16 protein-coding genes and 4 pseudogenes are annotated in these 19,847 nt (G+C 57.3%); 6 read left to right on the forward strand and 14 right to left on the reverse strand.

Annotated features, from left to right (window positions below; all coding sequences use genetic code 11):
• Nucleotides 1-33: 33 nt before the first annotated feature.
• Nucleotides 34-940 (reverse strand): annotated as a pseudogene (puuE, locus tag AAYR33_06810) (allantoinase PuuE).
• 295 nt (nucleotides 941-1,235) lie between these two features.
• Here puuE and AAYR33_06815 point away from each other — a divergent pair.
• The 5 genes and pseudogenes from AAYR33_06815 to cysC all read left to right on the forward strand — a co-directional run bounded on the left by AAYR33_06815 (nucleotide 1,236) and on the right by cysC (nucleotide 7,482).
• Complete coding sequence (locus tag AAYR33_06815; GenBank protein XAO70765.1) at nucleotides 1,236-2,702, forward strand: NCS1 family nucleobase:cation symporter-1; 1,467 nt, start codon at nucleotides 1,236-1,238, stop codon at nucleotides 2,700-2,702.
• A gap of 143 nt (nucleotides 2,703-2,845) precedes the next feature.
• Nucleotides 2,846-4,255: pseudogene (gene cysG / locus AAYR33_06820) on the forward strand (siroheme synthase CysG).
• A 172-nt stretch (nucleotides 4,256-4,427) separates the two neighbouring features.
• Entirely contained in the window at nucleotides 4,428-4,790 is a 363-nt protein-coding gene (locus tag AAYR33_06825; protein ID XAO72423.1) for a phosphoadenosine phosphosulfate reductase family protein, read from the forward strand.
• A gap of 23 nt (nucleotides 4,791-4,813) precedes the next feature.
• Nucleotides 4,814-5,608, forward strand: a complete 795-nt coding sequence (gene cysD, locus AAYR33_06830) for a sulfate adenylyltransferase subunit CysD (protein ID XAO72424.1) — start codon at nucleotides 4,814-4,816, stop codon at nucleotides 5,606-5,608.
• A gap of 2 nt (nucleotides 5,609-5,610) precedes the next feature.
• A pseudogene (gene cysC / locus AAYR33_06835) lies at nucleotides 5,611-7,482 on the forward strand (adenylyl-sulfate kinase).
• 245 nt (nucleotides 7,483-7,727) lie between these two features.
• Here cysC and AAYR33_06840 read toward each other — a convergent pair.
• The 10 genes and pseudogenes from AAYR33_06840 to hemA all read right to left on the reverse strand — a co-directional run bounded on the left by AAYR33_06840 (nucleotide 7,728) and on the right by hemA (nucleotide 13,927).
• A complete protein-coding gene (locus AAYR33_06840; protein XAO70766.1) occupies nucleotides 7,728-7,943 on the reverse strand; it encodes a phosphatase PAP2 family protein in 216 nt (71 codons plus the stop codon).
• A gap of 56 nt (nucleotides 7,944-7,999) precedes the next feature.
• Nucleotides 8,000-8,296: a hypothetical protein gene (locus AAYR33_06845; protein ID XAO70767.1), complete on the reverse strand. Its 297-nt coding sequence runs from the start codon at nucleotides 8,294-8,296 to the stop codon at nucleotides 8,000-8,002.
• 403 nt (nucleotides 8,297-8,699) lie between these two features.
• Complete coding sequence (locus AAYR33_06850) at nucleotides 8,700-9,038, reverse strand: hypothetical protein (GenBank protein ID XAO70768.1); 339 nt, start codon at nucleotides 9,036-9,038, stop codon at nucleotides 8,700-8,702.
• The gene (locus AAYR33_06855) at nucleotides 9,035-9,457 is read right to left on the reverse strand and encodes a hypothetical protein (GenBank protein XAO70769.1); all 423 of its coding nucleotides are present in this window, start codon (nucleotides 9,455-9,457) and stop codon (nucleotides 9,035-9,037) included. The genes AAYR33_06850 and AAYR33_06855 overlap by 4 nt, the downstream gene beginning before the upstream one ends.
• 158 nt (nucleotides 9,458-9,615) lie before the next feature.
• Nucleotides 9,616-9,810, reverse strand: a complete 195-nt coding sequence (locus AAYR33_06860; GenBank protein ID XAO70770.1) for a hypothetical protein — start codon at nucleotides 9,808-9,810, stop codon at nucleotides 9,616-9,618.
• 85 nt (nucleotides 9,811-9,895) lie between these two features.
• The gene (locus AAYR33_06865) at nucleotides 9,896-10,168 is read right to left on the reverse strand and encodes a hypothetical protein (protein XAO70771.1); all 273 of its coding nucleotides are present in this window, start codon (nucleotides 10,166-10,168) and stop codon (nucleotides 9,896-9,898) included.
• Between the two features lie 153 nt (nucleotides 10,169-10,321).
• On the reverse strand, nucleotides 10,322-10,504 hold the full coding sequence (locus AAYR33_06870) for a hypothetical protein (GenBank protein XAO70772.1): 183 nt from the start codon (nucleotides 10,502-10,504) through the stop codon (nucleotides 10,322-10,324).
• A 37-nt stretch (nucleotides 10,505-10,541) separates the two neighbouring features.
• Entirely contained in the window at nucleotides 10,542-11,756 is a 1,215-nt protein-coding gene (locus AAYR33_06875) for a PAS domain-containing protein (protein XAO70773.1), read from the reverse strand.
• Nucleotides 11,713-12,513 (reverse strand): hypothetical protein, encoded by an 801-nt coding sequence (locus tag AAYR33_06880; GenBank protein XAO70774.1) that lies wholly within the window; start codon nucleotides 12,511-12,513, stop codon nucleotides 11,713-11,715. Before AAYR33_06880 ends, AAYR33_06875 begins: the two co-directional genes overlap by 44 nt.
• A gap of 189 nt (nucleotides 12,514-12,702) precedes the next feature.
• Nucleotides 12,703-13,927, reverse strand: a pseudogene (gene hemA, locus AAYR33_06885) (5-aminolevulinate synthase).
• Nucleotides 13,928-14,831: 904 nt separating this feature from the next.
• Here hemA and AAYR33_06890 point away from each other — a divergent pair.
• The gene (locus AAYR33_06890) at nucleotides 14,832-15,116 is read left to right on the forward strand and encodes an HU family DNA-binding protein (GenBank protein XAO70775.1); all 285 of its coding nucleotides are present in this window, start codon (nucleotides 14,832-14,834) and stop codon (nucleotides 15,114-15,116) included.
• 332 nt (nucleotides 15,117-15,448) lie between these two features.
• On the opposite strand, the gene AAYR33_06895 is transcribed toward AAYR33_06890, so the two are convergent.
• The 3 genes from AAYR33_06895 to dhaL all read right to left on the reverse strand — a co-directional run bounded on the left by AAYR33_06895 (nucleotide 15,449) and on the right by dhaL (nucleotide 19,806).
• Nucleotides 15,449-17,305 carry a ferrous iron transporter B gene (locus AAYR33_06895; protein XAO70776.1) on the reverse strand — a complete coding sequence of 619 codons (1,857 nt, stop codon included), beginning with the start codon at nucleotides 17,303-17,305 and terminating at the stop codon, nucleotides 15,449-15,451.
• The gene (locus tag AAYR33_06900) at nucleotides 17,302-17,586 is read right to left on the reverse strand and encodes a FeoA family protein (GenBank protein XAO70777.1); all 285 of its coding nucleotides are present in this window, start codon (nucleotides 17,584-17,586) and stop codon (nucleotides 17,302-17,304) included. The genes AAYR33_06895 and AAYR33_06900 overlap by 4 nt, the downstream gene beginning before the upstream one ends.
• Before the next feature lie 381 nt (nucleotides 17,587-17,967).
• Nucleotides 17,968-19,806: a dihydroxyacetone kinase subunit DhaL gene (gene dhaL, locus AAYR33_06905; protein XAO70778.1), complete on the reverse strand. Its 1,839-nt coding sequence runs from the start codon at nucleotides 19,804-19,806 to the stop codon at nucleotides 17,968-17,970.
• Nucleotides 19,807-19,847 lie beyond the last annotated feature (41 nt).

Genomic DNA, 19,847 nt, shown 5'->3' on the forward strand with positions numbered 1-19,847 from the left:
CTCCCGCATGAAATATGGAAGAGCGCGCGCCCGTCACGGCGGGAAATTTTTCAGCCAATGATGGGCGATATCAATGCGACGCGCGATCCAGACATCCGATCGTGATTTAAGGTCATCAAGGAACCGCCTGACAGCCAGCGCCCGCCCGGGACGACCTGCTATGCGACAATGGAGCCCGACTGACATCATTCTCCCGCCCTCCTGATGCAGCATCTCAAAACTGTCCCGCAGATAGCGGTAAAACTGCGCCCCTTCCGTAAAGCCATTATATCCGACAAACTTCATGTCGTTCGTGTCGAAACTATAGGGCACGATCAATTGTGCCCGTTCATGACGGCAATCATAATTAAGGCAGGTCATCCGCATAAGAGTCGGCGTCATAAGTGAAGAAACCTTCCTCCGCCACGAGGCGCGCTGTGTTCGGGCTGGTGCGGCCCTGATACCACCCCTCTGGCGCGGCGCCTGTTACTTCCCGGTGAATGCGTATCGCCGCACGCAGATGCTCACGTTCAAGGCTTTTCGGCACATTCTGATAATCGATCCATCGATAACCATGTGAGGCAATCTCCGACGAGGCTTCATGCATGGCCGCAACAGCTTCCCGGTGACGCGCCAAAGCCATGGCAACCCCGAAAACCGTGACCGGTGCGGCTGCGTCCGTGAAAATGCGATGGAGCCGCAAGAACCCGGCACGCGCGCCATATTCATAGACGCTCTCCATCTGCATATTGCGCATCCCCGAGATGTTCTTTGCCCCGACGAGCTCAGAGAGAAACGCTTCGGCCTGGCTGTCCCCATGGAGAATGGCATTTTCCGCGCCCTCCTCATAATTAATGACAAACTGCACCGCCGTACGGGCGCCCCCAGGCCAATACGGATCAGGCGGTTTCGCGCCATATCCGGTAAGGTCTCGACAATATTCCTGCAGGGCGTTGGACATGATGCGACCACCATCTTCGTGTTTTCTTGACTGTCGGTCGAAGCCTGCTCACGGAAATGAGGCAGAATCCGAAATTTCTCGCGTGGGTCAGGCGTGCATCCTTCATCAGGACACACTCATTTCCTACTCGAAACGGTAAATTAAAACATCGTCATAGAATTTGCCATATTATTTCTTTTCGAAATGAGATTCTGTGCCAGCATGAAACCTGCATGCATCGTGACGTGCCTTCCCCGCCCTGTCATCCGGCGCGGGGTGGCTCTTCATCCCGACGCGACCTGCCGGAGGAAAGATTTTGACGACACTTCCCCTCGCGCCCGACCCGCAGCTCTATAATGAAGATCTCGCCCCCGTCCCCCATGACAGACGCCCGTGGAACTGGCTGAATCTTGCCACGATCTGGATGGGCATGGCGCATAATATCGTCGTTTATGAGGCTGCTGCCGGGCTGATGGCACTCGGATTTTCAGCGGTGGAATGTCTGGAGGGCGTAGCGGTCGCCTATGTGGTGCTGTTTCTCGCCATGTGCCTCAATACCGTCTCCGGCACACGTTATGGCCTGCCCTTCTGCGTCCTGATCCACAGTGCCTTTGGCCCTGTCGGTGCGCAATTGCCGGTCATATTACGCGGCGTCTGCGCCATCTTCTGGTTTTCCGTACAGGCTTATGACGCGTCACAGGCGGTCGATGCCATTATGATGACGGTCTGGCCCGCATGGAAGACGCTCTCCGTGACGTGGCTCGGCATGTCAATGCATGGATGGTGCGCCCTGGCGTTGATCTGGGCGCTACATGGCTGGATCATGAATCACGGCATCCAAAGCATCGGACGGTTTGAGCTGGTGGCGGGCCCGCTCGTCATCATCATGGGTGCGGGCGCGGCCATCTGGGGGTTATCTGTCGGTCACGGCATTGGCCCGCTTTTCGCCCTGCCCTCACACCTTCATGGCTGGGCTTTTGCCGGCACGTTTGCGGGAGGCGTCACCGGCATTATGGGAATGTGGGTGTCATTTGCCGTCAATGTGCCCGATCTCTCCCGCTTTGTGCGATCCCAGCGTGATCAGGTTATCGGGCAGTTTATCGGCCTGCTTGTGACGGCGCTGATTTTTACCCCGATGGCGATTGTGACGACCTCCGCAACCGTCATCACTTTCGGTCATGCGATCTGGAACCCGGTGGATCTGCTCCTCGCACTGGATAACACGACAGTCACCTTATTGGGCGGCGCGACGATCGTCATCGCAACATTATCTGTCAATGTCGTCGCCAATATCATGCCCGCCTGTTACGACCTCATCAATCTCATGCCGCGTCGGCTTGATTTCCACCGAAGCGCCTATCTCGTCCTCATTCTCGGCCTTACTTTTATGCCCTGGCTCTGGTTCACCCAGGCCACGAGTGTATTTGCGCTGCTCAACATCATAAGCGGGCTTCTCGGGCCGGTGACCGGGGTGATGCTGGCAGATTATTTCGTCAGAAGACGCCAGCGCCTTTTTCTACCCGACCTTTACCGACGTCACGGCCTTTATGAAGGGCTTCATGGCTGGAGCGTTGCGGCCATACTGGCCTTCCTCATTGGCGGGTTCCTCGCCGTCATCGGTGCCTTCGTGCCGTCCCTCGCCCTGCTCAATAAATTATCCTGGTTTGTCGGGTGCGGTGTCAGCTTCACGCTTTACCTTGTTTTTCCCAGGGAGGTTCAATCGATAGGCACCGCTTTCTGCCAAATGCCCCGCGCGTCAGGCATGAACAAAGGGAATATGTGACTGAATAAAGCATGCGCCGAAAGCCGCCCCACCACGCTTTATTCTGAAAGCGCCTTTTATCAGGCCCATCCATCCTATCTGTGTCCGCAGTGGTTCTGACGTGATTTTACCCGTCAGAAGGTACAGACAGGAAACAGGCACAGTTGCATTCGGATTTTGACGAACCCCAATATCTGCACGTGGCACTGCGCGTCGATGACGCGCCTTGCATGGTGGTCGGTAGCGGCATAGCAGCCGCCAATAAAACGCGTCTCCTCGTCTCACGCGCCCGAGATATACGGATTTTCACCACCAACCCCCTCCCGGAACTCCGCGCCCACATTGAGGCGGGGCAAATTCATCTTGCGGGTGAGGAAAGAGATGAATCATCCATCCGTGTCTGCCTTGAAGCAGCGCGGCTGATCTTCATCGCGACGGAGGATGCGGCTTATAACCGGCAGCTCGCCGCATGGGCTGGTGACTGCCGCGTGCCCTGTTGCGTGGTGGATGACATTCCGCCCTCAAGCTTCATCACACCCGCCATTATCGACCGGTCGCCCATTCAGGTCGCGATCATCTCCGGGGGTGCCGCCCTGGTTCTGGCGCGACGGCTGCGCACGCAGATTGAAGCGAGCCTCCCCCACGGCGTGGCGCGCCTCGCGCAATTTATGAAACGTCAGCGCGCCTGGATACGCGATGCCCTGCCCGACATCACGCAGCGCCGTCATGCGTGGGAGCGCTTTCTCGATTCCGGCGGACGTGTCGCTGCGGAAAAAGACGATGCGGAAGCCGCCCGGATAGCACTTGAAAATTCTGTCGCTGAAGAGACCGCCGGGACAGGAAAAATGGGCGAAGTGTGGCTCGTCGGTGCCGGCCCGGGTAACCCGGACCTCCTGACACTCGCCGCCCTGAACGCCATGCAGAATGCCGATTGCGTCCTTTATGACCAACTGATCCCCGATGCCATTCTTGACCGTCTCCGCCGCGATGCCGAGCGTATTTTTGTAGGCAAAAAACGCAGTCACCACACTTTGCCTCAAACGGAGATCACGCAGATCCTCGCGGAGAAGGCACGTCAGGGCCTGCGCGTCCTGCGATTCAAGGGGGGTGATCCATTTATCTTCGGGCGCGGTGGGGAGGAAATGGATGCTTTGATGCGGCAGGACATCCCTGTGCGCATTATACCGGGTATCACCGCGGCAAATGGCTGCGGCGCTTCTGCCGGTATCCCCCTGACATATCGCAACTATGTGCAGAGCTGCATTTTTGTCACGGGTCACGCCAAATCAGGGCAGGAACTCGCATTGGATTGGGGCGCACTCGCCAAAAAAGGTCAAACCCTCGCCATTTATATGGGCCTGACCCCGCTTGCCACACTGGCACGGAAACTTGTGGAACACGGGCTACCGCCGGACTGGCCAGCCGCTATTATCGAGAAGGGAACATAGGAATCGCAGCGCGTCTTCATCACGACACTTGAAGCGCTTCCCGAAATCGTGACACAAAACGGGATTGCCTCACCCACCATGACAATCATCGGTGAAGTCGTGAAATTGCGGCCTATTCAACGATAAGAAGCCGTTATTTGATGCATTTTACCTATTGAACGTTTTGTCATGAGTGATTAGCTTTTGCTTACATAAAGTTTATAAATTCTAACGAGGCGGCCATACCACTCTCTCTCTCGAAGAAATTTCCGCATTGCGGGAAGTGCCGAATGATACCGTGCTTGAAACGGCGGTCAGGATGTTGCGCGGCTGCCTGGCGGTGACGTCGTCTTTCGGCGCGGAGTCCGCCCTTCTCCTCAGTATGGTCGCGGAAATTGATCCGTCGACGCCGGTCCTCTTCCTCAATACGCTGCGCTACCGGGAGAGTTGGTCGCGCATCAACCCTCTCAGTAACTGGTCCCGCGCGGATATTGAGCAGGAAATCCGTCGGTGCAATCTACCGCGACACCCTTTGACCGGATTTGGTTTTACCTCCATAGGTTGCGCGCCCTGCACGCGCGCTGTCCGCCCGGAGGAAGACCCGCGCGCAGGCCGTTGGGCCGGGCATGTCAAAACAGAATGCGGCATCCACCTCACCCCCGCAGACCGGAGCACCGTATGACTTCTGACATGGCGCCACGCGCACTGGATGATCTCGATCAGTTAGAGGCGCAAAGCATTTTCATCCTGCGCGAGGCTTATCGCAAATTGCGCCCGCTGGGCATGTTATGGTCCCTGGGCAAAGACAGTAATGTGATGATATGGCTGGCACGCAAGACCTTCATGAGTCGCGTGCCCTTCCCCGCGCTTAATGTCGATACGGGCAAGAAATTTCCCGAAATGTATGCTTTCCGGGATGAATACGCCAAAAAATGGAATCTCGATCTTGTTGTCAGAGACTGCCCGCCTGTTGAAGAGATTGATCCCAGCCTGCCCCCGGCGGCACGCTCCGCCGCGCGGAAGACGGCTGGTCTCGCCGCTTTGATTGAAGAGCAGAAATTCCGCGGCGTCATTGCCGGTATCCGCCGGGATGAGCAGGCCACTCGCGCCAAGGAGCGCGTGTTCAGCCCCCGGGGCGCCGGGCACCAATGGGATGTCCGCAACCAACCGCCCGAATTCTGGGATCAATATGCCACGCCGCATGAAGCGGGCATGCATATCCGTGTGCATCCGCTCCTCTCCTGGCGTGCGATTGACATTTGGCGATATATCCAGCGGGAGAACATTCCGGTTGTCGATCTGTATTTCTCAAAAAATGGCCGGCGTTACCATTCTCTCGGTGATCAGGACATCACCAGCCCGGTTGAAAGCGATGCTGCCACACTTGAGGACATCATTGCCGAACTCCAATCAAGTCGGACATCCGAGCGTGCAGGCCGCGCGATGGATCATGAGTCAGAGGACGCGTTTGAGCGCCTCCGCGTCGCAAGGTATCTCTAAAAATGACAGTTATGACAGCGCCTCACCCCGCGGAAAACACAGCCCGCAATGCGGCGACGCCCATTGTAATCGTCGGCCATGTCGATCATGGCAAATCAACTTTGATCGGGCGGATTCTGCATGATACAGACAGCCTCCCTGAAGGACGGCTGGGACAGATTGTTGAAAGAGCCAGAAGCGCGGGCGACCCGTTGAGTGGAGCTTCCTTCTCGACTCCCTCCAGATTGAGCGCGATCAGGGTGTCACAGTCGACTCAACGCGCATTCCGTTCCAGTTTAAGGGGCGCGATTTCGTCATTATGGACGCGCCCGGCCACCGGCAATTTCTGCGCAATATGATCACCGGCGCGGCGGATGCTGAAGCCGCCGTCCTCGTTGTCGACGCAGCGGAAGGCGCGCAGAAGCAGACTCGTCGCCATGCCATGTTGCTGCATTTGATCGGCATCCGACATGTGATTGTTCTGATGAATAAGGCGGATGTGCTCGCGTTTGATGCCACGCGCCTTGAAACGGCTGAGCAAGCGATCCGTGCGCTTCTGGCGCAGTTAAATGTGTCCGTCGATGCGGTCATCCCGGCCTCCGCGCGGGATGGGGACAATATTGCGGCACCATCTGATCGCAGCCCGTGGTACAAAGGCCCGACCCTGGTGCAGGCTTTGGCCAATGCCCCCGCCCGCGCCGCGTGCGCGCCTGGGCTTCCGTATGGTGGTGCAGGATGTTTATCGCTTCGACGAGACGCGATACGTTGTCGGCCGCGTTGATCGTGGCATTATTCGCGAAGGGGCATCAATCTCCATCGGTACGCAGGGCCAGACCGCCCGCGTCGCTGAAATCGCTCGCTGGCACGTGCCAGCCCTGCCCGTTGCCGGGCCCGGGGAATCCATCGTTTTGCGCCTGGAGCCGGATATCGTGCCGGATCGCGGAGATCTGCTGTTCAATCCGGATGAAGACATGCCGCGCCCGGTCCGGTCAGCACGGATTCAGGCTCGTGTCTTCTGGCTGCGTCAGGAGGGCCTCAAACGCGGTGAGCGCTTGACCCTCCGCCTCGGGCCTGCGGAATATCCAGTGACCGTCGCCTCCATTGATTCCGTCGTCAATCTTGAGGATATGACCCTCCAGAAGGCCGATATGGTCGGGCCTGAGGGCTTTGCGACCATCGCCCTGACGACCGCCCATGCGGTGCTTTTCGACATTTTTCACACCCGGTCTCAATGATGGGCGTGGCGTGCTGGTCGACCAATATCAACAGATCGTCGGCGGCGCACCCCTGATCGGTGCGGCGGAAATTTCCGACCCGTCTCATACGATCCACCCGACGGAAAGCGTGATCTCCTCCGAGGCGCGACGTGCCGCGGGAGAGCGTCAGGGACATGTTTTCTGGCTTTTCGGTCGCCCCGCCGCGGGCAAAAGCACAATCGCGCGGGAAGTCGAGGCCCGCTTATTCCGAGATGGGCAGCGTTGCGTCGTACTTGATGGTGACAGTCTGCGTGCCGGGCTCAATAGCGATCTCGGTTTCTCACAGGAGGATCGTCGGGAAAATATCCGCCGGACGGCCCATGTCGCGCGCATGTTTGCGGAAACGGGTCATATCGTGCTGGTGGCGCTTGTCACGCCCATGAAATCCGAACGCGCCCTGGCTTCGGAGATTATCGGCAACCCTTCTCGGAAATTTTTGTCGATACTTCGGCCGATATTTGTGAATCGCGTGATCCGAAGGGCCTTTATGCCGCCGCCCGCGCCGGGAAGATCGCGCATTTCACCGGTGTCGATGCGCTATTTGAAATCTCGGACGATTCATCATTGACGCTTTCCTCGGATTCCGGCCCGGGGCGCGCCGCCGAGACTTTCATCGACTATATCCAAACCAAGATCTGACCCTGCGCCCCGCACCGGCGATGAGTCATTCGCAGGTGCGACGGCGCAGAGCCGGAAGGGGCACGTGTGAGAGGAAGCCGATTTCACATCACACGCGTCCTGCGATCAGGGGACGCGGAAAGGGCTTATTGTGTTGCCGGTTTTTTCCAATTCGCAAATGCACTGTTCCGGCGCGTTGAGGCTTTGCTTCAGTGCCAATAATTCCGCACGCACGGCCGGGATCTGCGCCTGAATTTCTGGTCGACTCAGAATGGCGGGACGAGGCCCGCAGCGTAACTGTAGCCAGCCACCACATCTGTCGACCAATGCACGCCGCAAACAATGCGACTCTCGCCAAAAATTCGCCCCCGCGCGAGGATTTCCTCCGCCCGCTCCGGCATGACAACGGATAGCACAAAGGCCACAATATTACCGCGCACTGTATGGCCTGAGGGATAGGAGCGATTGTGATCTTTCGTCACACGATCCTTGATACAAAGAGGCACTTCTCATACCCGACATAAGGCCGCACACGCGCTCATCGCGCCTTGACCACATTTGTCCTGGGCCCCTCAATTGCAATGACGTCACTCATCAGCTTGTTCAGCTTCGGCGTTTTGGTGAGGTCAATTTTCAAATCGAGCGCACATGAGAAATTTTGGATCACAGCGGGAAGAGAGAAATCATCATCGATCGTCGCCGGTTCCCATCGCGGCGAGCCTTTCCACTTTCGCGTCTCGTTGAAGATCTGCTGATCTCGTCGGAGGGCCTCCGTTTTTGCGGCAGGCGGCGCCAGGATAATCAGGTAGCCGTTGGGCGGCGCATTATCCGACATATTATCTGTATCAGCGCTCACAGGCTGACTGACCCCTAAGGCCAAAACTGTCAGAGCCGACGCCGACAGCAGGAACTTTTTTGTGAAGAGAGGCATTTTTATCCCTTTTTATTTGTTATTAGAGGGATATTATAAATTTTCTTTAATGTTTTTGTCTAATTCGCTGATTACAAATTTTAATGATTTGCTTTTTGCGGCTTCACGCGATTTGCTGGCAAAATGAGGACGTTATGCGTACCGGAGGACCCGACTTCTCATCCATCGGTTAAGACATGCGCAACCCGATCCAACCGCCGCGTCGGCATGGACAAACCAGCGTGAGCGGATCAGATTTCGCCGATCAACGAAGACAGGAGGTGTGATCCGCGTGTTGCACCCATATCATGCAACACGCGGATCATGATCAGGACAGAAAGGCCCGTGACTTTATGGCAAGCGGTTGGGAGAATGCGTGTTCGCCTCTTTCTCCAACGCGCATTGCGCCGCGTCCGGTTTTACCGTTAGCTGCATGGAGAACTTCAAGTTCTTTCCGGACAGCCGGGAGCTGCGCCTTGATTTCAGGCCGCATCATGATGAGGAAGATCTGCTGCGCGGCGATGCGATAGCCTGCTTCAACATCTGAGGCCCAATGTGCGCCGCAGACGATACGGCTTTCCCCGTAGATACGGGCACGCATGTAGAACGCATCAGCGTGATCCGGCATCAGGGATGCGAGCAGGAAGCCGAGCGTCGTCCCCATCATCGTATGCCCGGACGGGTAGGAGCGGAAGGAGCCAAGCGCCGCTTTATGAACCATGCAGTCGGCGCATTATTGCCGACAAACGCGCGCTGATGGGCAAAGTGGCGCTTCAGGGCGACCATCGTGAGTGATTCGAGGCTCAGAACATCCCGGACAAGTTTGCGCAGATGCGGTGCCTTGGCCGTGTCGATATCAAACCCGGCCGCGCAGGAAAAATTCCTGAGAGCGTGGTCCAACGTATAATCGTCATCATTGACGGCGAGTTTCCAGCGCGGGGAATCTTTCCACTGGCGGGTCGCCGCGAAAATCCGTTGATCCTGTAGTTGCGCCAGGCTGCCAGGCGCCGGTGGCGGCGGGACGGAAAGGAGGCCCGTTGGGCAGAGGCGCGACCTGAGTCGTATCAGGTGCCTTCTGGCAGGCAACGAGCGTGAGACTGGCCAGAACGGGCAAGGCAAATCGTTGCGTCAAAGAACGGCGAAGCATAAATGTACCCTCGGAAATGTGAAGACGAAGACGTTAAAAATCCTCATCGTGCAGGAGCTTTAAGGCCACGTCCACTCCGAAAGCGGTCACAATTTAATCAATTATTCAGCCTGCGATTCATATATTCAACGATGCGGCTCAATTTTTCATCCAGCATTTCCGTCGTGAAGGACTTGAAGAGGATCTGCGTGGACTCATCGAAGCTCTGATCTGAAAAAACAGTCTGCTCCGAATAGCCTGTCATAAAGAGAACTGAGAGATGCTGCTTGCGGGCGCGCGCTTCGTCGGCCAATTGCCCCCATTAACGCCGCCCGGGAGACCGACTCGGTCATCAGGACATCATAACGGCGATCCTCATCCGCCAGAAGCGCCATCGCCTAACTTCCCGTTTCCGCCGTCTCGACATGGATCCCCCGGTCACGGAGCGTTTCCTCCAAGGTGAAGCGCAATGTCACGTCATCCTCCACGAGGAGAAGGCGCAGATGGGATAAATCAACCTCCGTCGGGCTTCGGCGGCGCGCGGTGCCCTGGGCGACGGGTCGTTTCTCTCCGATATAAAGGGGAAACCAGATATGCACTTTCGTCCCGGCCCCTGGTGCGGACTCGATCTCCACCCTGCCGCCCGATTGCGAGGCGAACCCATATATCATGCAGCCCCAACCCGGTGCCTTTGCCGATCGGCTTGGTCGTAAAAAACGGGTCGAAGGCCCGGGGCCATGACCTCCGGCGTCATGCCCACGCCTGTATCGGCGACAGTCAGGCACATGAAGCGCACAGCGTCTTTCCCTTCTTCGGGAGGTGGGTCAGATCGGGTTGATATGGTCACCGTCCCCCCCTTCCGGCATCGCATCGCGCGCATTAATGCCCAGATTGAGGATGGCATTTTCAAGCTGGTTGCGATCAATCAGAATAGGCCCCAACCTTGCATCGAGACGCAGCTTGAGGCGCACGGCTTGGCCAATCGTTCGGCGAAGGAATTCAGCCACCCCGCTGACCAGCTCATTCACATCTGTCACTGTCGGGTCAAGCGTTTGCCGCCGTGAGAAAGCCAGCAGACGATGGGGTTAACCCCGCCGCACGGTCCGTCGCTTCCTGCGCCGCGTTAATGTAGCGCTCCAGCCCTTCAATCTGCCCGCGCGCCATCCGCCGCCGCATGAGGCCGAGCGCGCCGCTGATCCCTCCGAGGATATTATTGAAATCATGGGCGAGCCCGCCCGTCAGCTGGCCGACGGGTTCCATTTTCTGTGACTGACGAAGTTGGTCTTTAAGGATAATTCGCTCCGTAATATCGCGCCCGATGAGAAAGATTTCATCATCGTCACGGAAGTTCGTCCAATTGAATGTGTGCCAGGAATTATCGTCAAACCTCAGACGTAGGTCCGCGCTGCGCTCCCCCTGATTGGCGGCCAGCGCCTGTAACATCTCCGCAATTTTCTGCCGATCCTGGGGGCGGACAAAACTGGCCAGCATTTCATCCTTATATTGCGCGCGGTCCAGATCGGCGCAGTGCGCCCAGCTCGGATTAACGTGGCGTAATCGGCCATCCAGCCCCACAGAGGCCAGGAGGTCATCCGTGATCGTCCAGATCCAGCCCTGCCCATCCGCCGTACGGCCCCGGAATTCGCATTGAAGCCTCCCGAGCGATGACAGGCTTTTCCGCAAAGCTGAGAGGAGCACGGTACGGTCATCGCCCGCCACCCGCCGCAATAACTGCCGCAACCTCACGCCGGAAGACATCTCTCCAACCGGAAAAGCCAGGGTCGCCGCCATACGCGGATCCCCATGCAGCAGGCGGGCTTTGATGTCCCAGATCCACCCGCCGGAGATCGCGCCGGCATAGGATGCGAGCTCAAGGCGCTCATGATCCTGGGTGGAGGCTATCATGTCGCGTGAACTGCACATAAGGTAAATGACGTTGCTTTTATGCCCCCCACGCGGAAGAGATATCGGCACGACCCGCGCGCGCCAGCGATGCAATGTGCCATCGGCTGAGAACGCATATTCCTCAATCTGTCCGGGGTGATTTTCGAGAGCTTTCTCGATAATGTGGGGTGCGGAAGCACGACCCTGCCCCATCCAGAGGCCGGACCAGTCCGTCCCGAATTGCTGCGTGCCGGGAAAGCTCGACAGGGTGGCGATGCGATCCCCGGAAGTAAAGATGACCCGCCCCTGTCGATCCAGCAGACAAAACCCGTCACTCGTGCCCTGCATCAATTGCGTGAGGAGGGCATCCTCCATATCGCGGGCCGCGCGCGTCGCCTCTCGACGGCAGAAGATCGCATTCCAGCAGCCTGTATGTTTTTGATACGAAGAAATGAAAAATATCTCCGTCCGCCCCGTCCACCTTCAGATGATGGATGGACGCGCTCCCCGACCCCGCTGACATCAAAGCATCCGGAAGTGCCAAAGAGCGGGAAAATTTTTCCAGCGTCATGCCATCATAGAGGATCTGTGCTGTCAGGCCGAGCATGGACGCCGCCGCGTCATCGCCGCGCACGCATTGCCGCGCTTCATCCCATGCAAGGCACCCGAAAGCAACGCGCGATGTCTGCCTGACTTTAGTCGGCGGCTTCGCATCTTGGTGGCCCAGCCCCGCGACCAATTCCCGCACATATGTGCCTATTTTAGCGTCCGACGCGGGCTGACGGGCCTCTCTATGGTCAGGGACAGCAATCAGCGCGACGATGGCACCTTGAGACGCACGAAAGATACGCGTTTTTACGCGATCGAGCGTTTCGGTGAGGACATCTGAAATGATATTGTCCGCGCCTGAGGGCCCTTTCGGGCCGGATTGTAGCAGCGCCTTGATTTCTCGACCCGCGCCGACGCCGACATGCTGCGCCGTGCTTGTCTCTATAAACGCATCATCTCCGCCGCGCACGGCGATTGTGAAAGTCGTTTCGGGGGACGATGCGCGCAGCATCGCGGCCAGACGCGAAATCTCTTTGCGGACCCGCGTTTCTTCCAATGTTTGCTCATGGCGTCGTGCGTTCATCGGCCATCCTTCCCCGCCCATGAAATGATGGGCGAGTCCCGATTTGGTCATCTATAAGAGCAATACAATCGAGTTTTTAACATGTTCCCACCAGCGGGACGCGATTTTAAGGTTTTCTGGCCCTTTTCTGAGAAAATCTGACGGTTTTCCGCCCCTTTACAGCCCCGTTTCCCGGCATCATCGGGTATTTCATCCTACCTGAGAAAGCCCGGGACGCTCAGACCATAATTGCTTCAGCGCCGCGACCAACTCATCAATATCCGATTTACTATGGAGCGGGCCTGGCGTGATCCGCAACCGCTCAAGCCCGCGCGGCACGGTGGGATAATTGATCGGCTGAATGTAATGGCCGTAGCGCGTCAGGAGCGCATCGGAAATCGCGCGGCATTCCTTCGCATCGCAGACCATCACCGGGATGATATGAGACGGATTGGCAAGGTGCGCTACCTCCGGCATCGTCAAGACATCGCCGGAGGTAGCGCACCGCCGCTCTCTGCCCCTCACGCTCAACCGAGCTTTGGCGCAGATGTCGGACACTCGCGCGAGCACCTGCAGCGATCATCGGGGGCAGCGCGGTGGAGAAGATGAAGCCGGAAGCGAAAGAGCGCACAAAATCACATAATGCGGCTGAGCCGGTGATATACCCACCCACAACACCGAAGCCCTTCCCCAACGTGCCTTCAATGACGGAGATGCGGTGGGACAGGCCGCGCTCCTCCGCGACGCCGCCACCCTGATGGCCATAAATGCCCACCGCATGGACCTCGTCAAGGTAGGTCAGCGCGCCGTAACGTTCCGCGACATCACAGATCTCCGCAATCGGGGCGATGTCTCCATCCATTGAATATACCGACTCAAAAGCGACGATTTTCGGCACATTGGCGGGGAGTTCACTTAAGTGACGCTCAAGATCACCCACATCATTATGGCGGAATATGCGCTTATCCGCCCGGGAATGGCGGATGCCTTCAATCATGGAAGCGTGGTTCTGCGCATCGGAAAGCACCACACAGTTTTTGAGGCGCGCCGCGATCGTGCCCAACGTCGCCCAGTTGGAGAGATAGCCGGAATTGAATAGAAGCGCCGCTTCCTTAGCGTGCAGGGAGGCGAGTTCCTGCTCCAGCAAGACATGCTCATGGCAGGTGCCGGCGATGTTCCGCGTGCCACCCGCCCCTGCACCAGACTGGTCCAGCGCCGCGTGCATCGCGGTCAGCACCTCTTTATGCTCACCCATCCCGAGATAGTCGTTTGAGCACCAGATTGTTACATCGCGTTTCAGCCCATGATGGTAGGCTTTGGGAAAATGGCCGACGCGGCGCTCCAGCTCCGCAAAGATCCGGTAGCTGCCATCGGCCTTCAGACCGTTCAGCGCGGCGCGGAACTGCGCATCGAATGTGGCATCTATTTTCGACATCTCATCTGTCCTTCCTGAAAGGCGCCTGCCGCCCCTTGTGGACGCAATCTAACCCAGATCCGTGAGGATTTCTTCATAAAATCAATGAGATCACCTCCTTTAAAGTGGCTTACAATTCAGCCAGGCTGACAGGGTGATCGCGGCATGTGTGGTTTTTATTTCAGCTCAATCCCGGGAGGGCAGTATCTTTTTCTTAATGAATAAATATTACTCTTCTCATATCACGTGAGCGATTTTACGTATTCGCTTAGACATTGAAAATGTTAAGTCGAGTCCGATTTTTCAGTGAAATATACGCGTCGCTTCATATGGAACGCATGAAGGGGGAAGCTTTGATATTTCACAATGTCTCATCGTGGCGTGGCGACTCTGTGAGTGCTCGGAAAACAGCACGGGACGATCGCGCTGCCGCCGCCTCACAATGTCATGTTTCGTCGAATTAATGTCGTAACACGGGAAGATTGCAGGGCTATTCAACCGTAGCGTGCAGCCTAATCCGGAGAAAATCACATACTGCGCAACGCGTCTCAATTAATTTGACGATGTTGCCGCAAAGTGACGACGTTGATTGCACCGGGGACTGGTTGCCGGGGAGTTTTGTTAAAATCTGACAGCTTAGTTTGTAAACGTCACCTCACGACGCAGGGACGGCCAAATCCTTACGATTTCTTACAATCCTGCGCCTGTCGGGACAAAATAGAGACGTCACAGCGTAAAATATCGGGGCACGTGAAGTTTTCCCACCTCACCCTTGAACCCCCCTCAAAATATCGCGTTGCCTTATCGCGTTACGCGATCAAAGTTTATCCGAAGCTTGGGCGCGTGGACGACTGATTCCCACCTTGTTTACTCGCGCCACACGGATTATGGCTCAAGAGACCGATTTTAACGAAAGAGGATAGCTATGAAGTCCACCGATCTGATTGACCGCATTGCCTCCGCGACCGGCGGCACCAAAGCCGACGCCAAAAAGGCCCTTGATACAGTATGGTCCAGCATCATCGAAGCCGCCCGGAAGGGTGAAGAAGTCTCTATCCCGGGTTTCGGCAAGTTCCAGGTTCGCACGACGGCTGCGCGTCAGGGTCGTAATCCCAAGACCGGCGAAACCATCAACATCGCCGCATCCAAAAAGCTTTCCTATTCTTCAGCGAAAAACGTCAAGGACGCTCTGGCTTCCAAGCACCGATAAAAGCCTGACACCATGAGGTTCTGAGAAGTGCGGTTGAAGCGTGACCCAAAGTCCGCCTTCATCCGTGCTTTTTTGCGCAATTAAATGGTCATTTGCTGTGTGCGCGACCCTGACGACAGCGCCATACTCAGCATGACTTTCCTACAACGTCTTCAGTGACACCCGCCGGAATTTGACCCGCAGCCTGAACATCGCAAACATGCGCCCTGCCCGTCAGACGTCGCTGCGGGACGTGCGACACGCCGGCAGATAAAGCCAGGGATCACCTTTTTCACCCAATAAAATGCAGCGCCGAAAAGTACGGTACCAACGGCCAGATCTTCCCACATATTTCATGCGCCCCCTAAAAAGCGTGTCATATGATAGGTAAGAAGTGAGGCGATATAAGCAAGTGCAAAAAGGCTGAGTGCCGTTCTCGCGACAATTTTGAAGGAATTTGTCTCACAACGCATAACGGCGAGCGTTGAGAAACATTGTGGCGAGTAGACATACCACGCCAGCAGGCTCAACGCTGTGGCGAGGCTCCATTGTGCGGATAAAAGCGGGCCAAGAACAGTGGCCGCCGTATCCTCCGTGGCATTGAGCGCATAAACCGTCGCGAGGGCGGAAACCGCCACCTCGCGTGCTGCCAGGCCCGGAATAAGCGACACGCAGATCTGCCAGTTAAACCCGATCGGCGCAAAGACCGGAAGCATCCAATGGCCAATCTTACCCGCAAGCGAATAAAAAATAGCGGGCTGCGTCGCGTGCACAGACGGGGGCGGAAAGCAGGAAAGCGCCCATAAAAGCACGTTAAGGGAGACAATCACCGTGCCGACACGGGTGAGAAAAATGCGGGCACGCTGAAGCAACCCGATAAGGACGGCGCGCGGGTTCGGCCAGTGATAAGGCGGGAGTTCAAGCATTAAAATATGCTCTTCCGCCGCCGCCCCCCGCGTCAGAACGCGCGCGGCGATGATGCCGCTGAGGATGGCAAGGGCGTAAAGCCCGAACAATACGAGGCTCTGCAAACCGATAAAGCCGAAATAAACGTGACGCGGGATAAAGGCGGCGATCAGCAGAGCGTAAATCGGAAGACGCGCGGAGCAGGTCATGAGAGGCGCGATCATGATCGTCACAATGCGGTCCCGCGGGTGCTGCACCGTTCGCGCCGCCATAATCCCCGGGATCGCGCAGGCAAAGCTGGAGAGGAGGGGGATAAACGACCTTCCACTCAGCCCGGCCGACGCCATGAGGCGGTCCAGCATAAAGGCGGCGCGTGGCAGGTAACCACTCTCCTCCAGCACGATAATCCAGAAGAAAAGCACCAGGATCTGCGGTAGAAAAACCGCGACACTCCCCACCCCGGCGATCACGCCATTTTGCAGCAGGCTGTGCAGCGCCCCATCGGGGAGCGGCGTCACGATCGCCGCGCCTAGGCGGGAGAACGCGTTTTCCAGAAAGTCCATCGCCGGTTGGGCGAGCGTGAAGACCGACTGAAACATGATAAACAAAACGATGAAGAGAAGCGCCATCCCCCAGACAGGATGGAGAACGGCGCGATCAATGCGGTCTGTCAGCTGATTATCCCCTGCGACAGACTCATTGGTGTATTGCGACATCAACGCATCAACCTGCGCATAAATCGGGGCCGCCTCACGCGCTGGAGGACTCTCCGGCGGCGCGGCCAAAGCGTGGCGTAAGGCCGACACACCGGATTTCCGCAGGCTGACGGTCGGGATGATCCGGACGCCGAGCGCCGCTTCAAGCCCGGCAATGTCAATTTCGAAATTCTGGCGTCGCGCTTCATCCATCATATTAAGCGCCACGATGATCGGACAGCCAATCTGCATCAGTTCGAGTAAGAAGCGAAGATGCAGACGCAGGTTACTGGCCGAAATGACACAGATGATCAGTTCCGGCTTGGCCTCTTTCGCATGTTGACCGAGGCAGACATCGCGGGTGATTGCCTCATCGGGCGAGGTGGCCTGAAGACTATAGGCGCCGGGCAGATCAAGCAGTCGGACATGGCTGCCATCAGGCAGAGTGACACGCCCCTCCTTCCGCTCAACCGTCACACCCGCGTAATTGGCGACTTTCTGACGGCTCCCCGTTAATTGGTTGAAAAGAGATGTCTTGCCGCTATTCGGATTGCCGACGAGCGCGACGCGTCGCGGCGAGGGACTCGATGCAGGGAGAGCGCCGCTCAAAGCGCGGCGCTCTTTTTTTCATCCGGCCCGCTTAACGAGGCATCATGGCTTTCCATCGTCACACGCCGCGCCTCACTTCTGCGCAACGCGAAGCGGGAGGCACCCACCCGGAGGGCAATAGGGTCACGGGCGAAAGGTCCGACCGCCAATATCTTGACAACGGCACCAGGGATGAAGCCGAGCTCCCCCAATCGACGTGAAACGACATCCTCCTGCCCGACTTCCTGAACTTTGGCGATCTTGCCGGAATGGCCGGGCAGCAGACTGTCTAAGGTGAGCATGGAATGACGACCCCGCGCGCGAATTGCAAACGATATTCATTATGAGATAATGCGCGCGTGTCAAAATTGGAATGTTCTGCCCGTAATTAAATATTCACCTTTGAAACGTCCAGACACTTGACAGGAAATTCGTATCCGTCAAGCGCGACCTGCCTGGCAGGGCGGGCGAACAGGTGCCCAGCCTTTTATAGATTGATAAGGCGATCAGGACATGCCAAAAACCGCGCTCCGCCTTCACAACAGAGCTTTTACCCTTTCATGCGACATTCTGCATGTCCGCAGGCCGCTGAACAAATCTTGATGAAACTTCAGGTGATGAATTTCCCTTATTCATCACCTGACGGGATAAGCTTGGCGCAAATTGCGACTCGGTCAATCCTCTCAGATTGTGAGCGGCTTTAATGACGTCGCCATTGTCTGCAAAATCAGGCAGCAGGATGTTGCGCCCGCATCCAGCACACCGCGTGAGCGTTCCCCCAGTCGGCTGGCGCGCCCGATACGCGCGACAAGGTCGATGGTCGAGTCACGCCCTTTCTCAGCAGCTTCCGACATGGCGTCCAGAGCTTGGCTGAAATCCTGACCCTGTTGCAATGCCGTGTTGAAGCTCTCAACAGCGGGCTGCAGCGTATCAATAAGGGTCTTATCACCGATACGCGCATTGCCCAGACTGTTAATGCCCGCCAGCGCCGCCCCCAGCATTTGACCAAATAATTTCGCATCCAGAAAGCGCGCGCCCTCAAGACATTGCGCCATCCCCTCAAAAAACCGCCCGTAAAGCGGCCCCATAGAGCCGCCAATGCCCGCCATCAAACTGTCAGAAAGGATGGCGAGCCCCTCACCCATCGGGGGCGGCGTTGCGCCGAGACGTTCCCCACACCGCGAAAAACCTTTGGCCATGTTGATGCCGTGATCACCATCCCCGATTTTTCCGTCGATTTCACTCAGCCATTCACGTGCATTGGTAATCGCCGTGACGAGTGCGGGCACAATCCCGGTTGTCGCCGCTAGAGCGATGCCGGTTTCCGGCAGATAACGCGCCGTTTCTTTCTCCGCCGCGGCACTTTGATGGTCCGGCGTCAGCGTGGCAACAGGTGCTTCCACCGCGACGCTGGCTGCGGCACCTTTAGACGCTGCAGGCCCGATCTGGGTCAGGCCGATGGATTCCACCGGTGCTTTAACGAGGCGCTCAAGCTCCTCATCCATCTTCATGAGCGTCAGCGTCACGCCCTTCATTTCAAGCGACGTGAAGTAATTACCGACGAAGCGGTGCGCGATCATGATGCCCTTTTCCGCAAGGATATCGGCAATCTCCGCGTAAAGCGTGTAGAGCTCAATGACAGGCGTGGCCCCGAGGCCGGAGAGGAGAACGGTCACACGATCCCCTTTTGCAAAAGGCAGATCGGGGAGGAGATGGTCGATCATTAATTGCGCGATTTCCCGCGCGCTGCCCAGTTTCTGAACAGAAACGCCGGGCTCCCCATGATGGCCGATCCCGACTTCCATCGTGCCGAGCGCGATTGAGAAATTAGGATGACCATTCGCGACAATGGTGCAGGGCGTCAGCCCCACCCCGATGGAACGCGTGTGGCGGATCACCTTTTCCGCGACAGCGATTACCTCATCGAGGGAGGCCCCCTCTTCCGCTCGCGCGCCCGCGATCTTCCACATCAGGATCTCGCCTGCGACGCCGCGGCGACGATCAGCTTCACTGGCTGGTGCGGAAGCCACATCATCCGTGGCGACAACCGTTTTCACACTGATGCCCACATTTTGAGCGTCGCGCACCGCCACGCGCACATTCATGGTATCGCCCGCATAATTGCCGAAGAGGCACGCCACACCCGCCCCATTATCCGCTTCGCGCATCGCATTCAGAAAACTGAGCGCGGTCGGGGAGGAAAAAATCTCACCCACTGCCACAGCATCTAGCATTCCGGGGCCGACATAGCCAAGAAAGGCCGGTTCATGCCCTGACCCACCCCCTGTGACGATCCCGACCTTGCGACGCGTCGCCGGACGGGCGCGTTTCAGCACGCGCGGGTTCGACGTCGCCGCAATAACGTCTGGATAAGCCAGCAGAACACCGCGCACGCCATCTTCAACCACTTGATCCGGATCATTAAAGATACGGTCCAACCGTGTCCGCAACGCGCCATGCGTGGCTTCCTCCGGCTTGATGGAAGCGTTGGTCATGTCGACGGACGGGGCATTCGCGCTCATATCTGGCCTTAATCAATGAGAAAAATATCGTATCTCGCCAG

The sequence above is a fragment of the Acetobacteraceae bacterium genome, from assembly GCA_039613835.1.
Lineage (GTDB): Bacteria > Pseudomonadota > Alphaproteobacteria > Acetobacterales > Acetobacteraceae > Sorlinia.

What these genes read in the sequence shown, in the direction of transcription:
- AAYR33_06825 (XAO72423.1), top strand. Translation starts at nt 4,428, where the DNA reads ATGTTGCGCGGCTGCCTGGCGGTGACGTCGTCTTTCGGCGCGGAGTCC.
- AAYR33_06900 (XAO70777.1), bottom strand. Translation starts at nt 17,586, where the DNA reads ATGCTCACCTTAGACAGTCTGCTGCCCGGCCATTCCGGCAAGATCGCC.
- AAYR33_06880 (XAO70774.1), bottom strand. Translation starts at nt 12,513, where the DNA reads ATGAACGCACGACGCCATGAGCAAACATTGGAAGAAACGCGGGTCCGC.
- AAYR33_06865 (XAO70771.1), bottom strand. Translation starts at nt 10,168, where the DNA reads ATGATATATGGGTTCGCCTCGCAATCGGGCGGCAGGGTGGAGATCGAG.
- AAYR33_06890 (XAO70775.1), top strand. Translation starts at nt 14,832, where the DNA reads ATGAAGTCCACCGATCTGATTGACCGCATTGCCTCCGCGACCGGCGGC.
- AAYR33_06850 (XAO70768.1), bottom strand. Translation starts at nt 9,038, where the DNA reads ATGATGGGGACGACGCTCGGCTTCCTGCTCGCATCCCTGATGCCGGAT.
- dhaL (XAO70778.1), bottom strand. Translation starts at nt 19,806, where the DNA reads ATGAGCGCGAATGCCCCGTCCGTCGACATGACCAACGCTTCCATCAAG.
- AAYR33_06875 (XAO70773.1), bottom strand. Translation starts at nt 11,756, where the DNA reads ATGGAGGATGCCCTCCTCACGCAATTGATGCAGGGCACGAGTGACGGG.
- AAYR33_06845 (XAO70767.1), bottom strand. Translation starts at nt 8,296, where the DNA reads ATGTCGGATAATGCGCCGCCCAACGGCTACCTGATTATCCTGGCGCCG.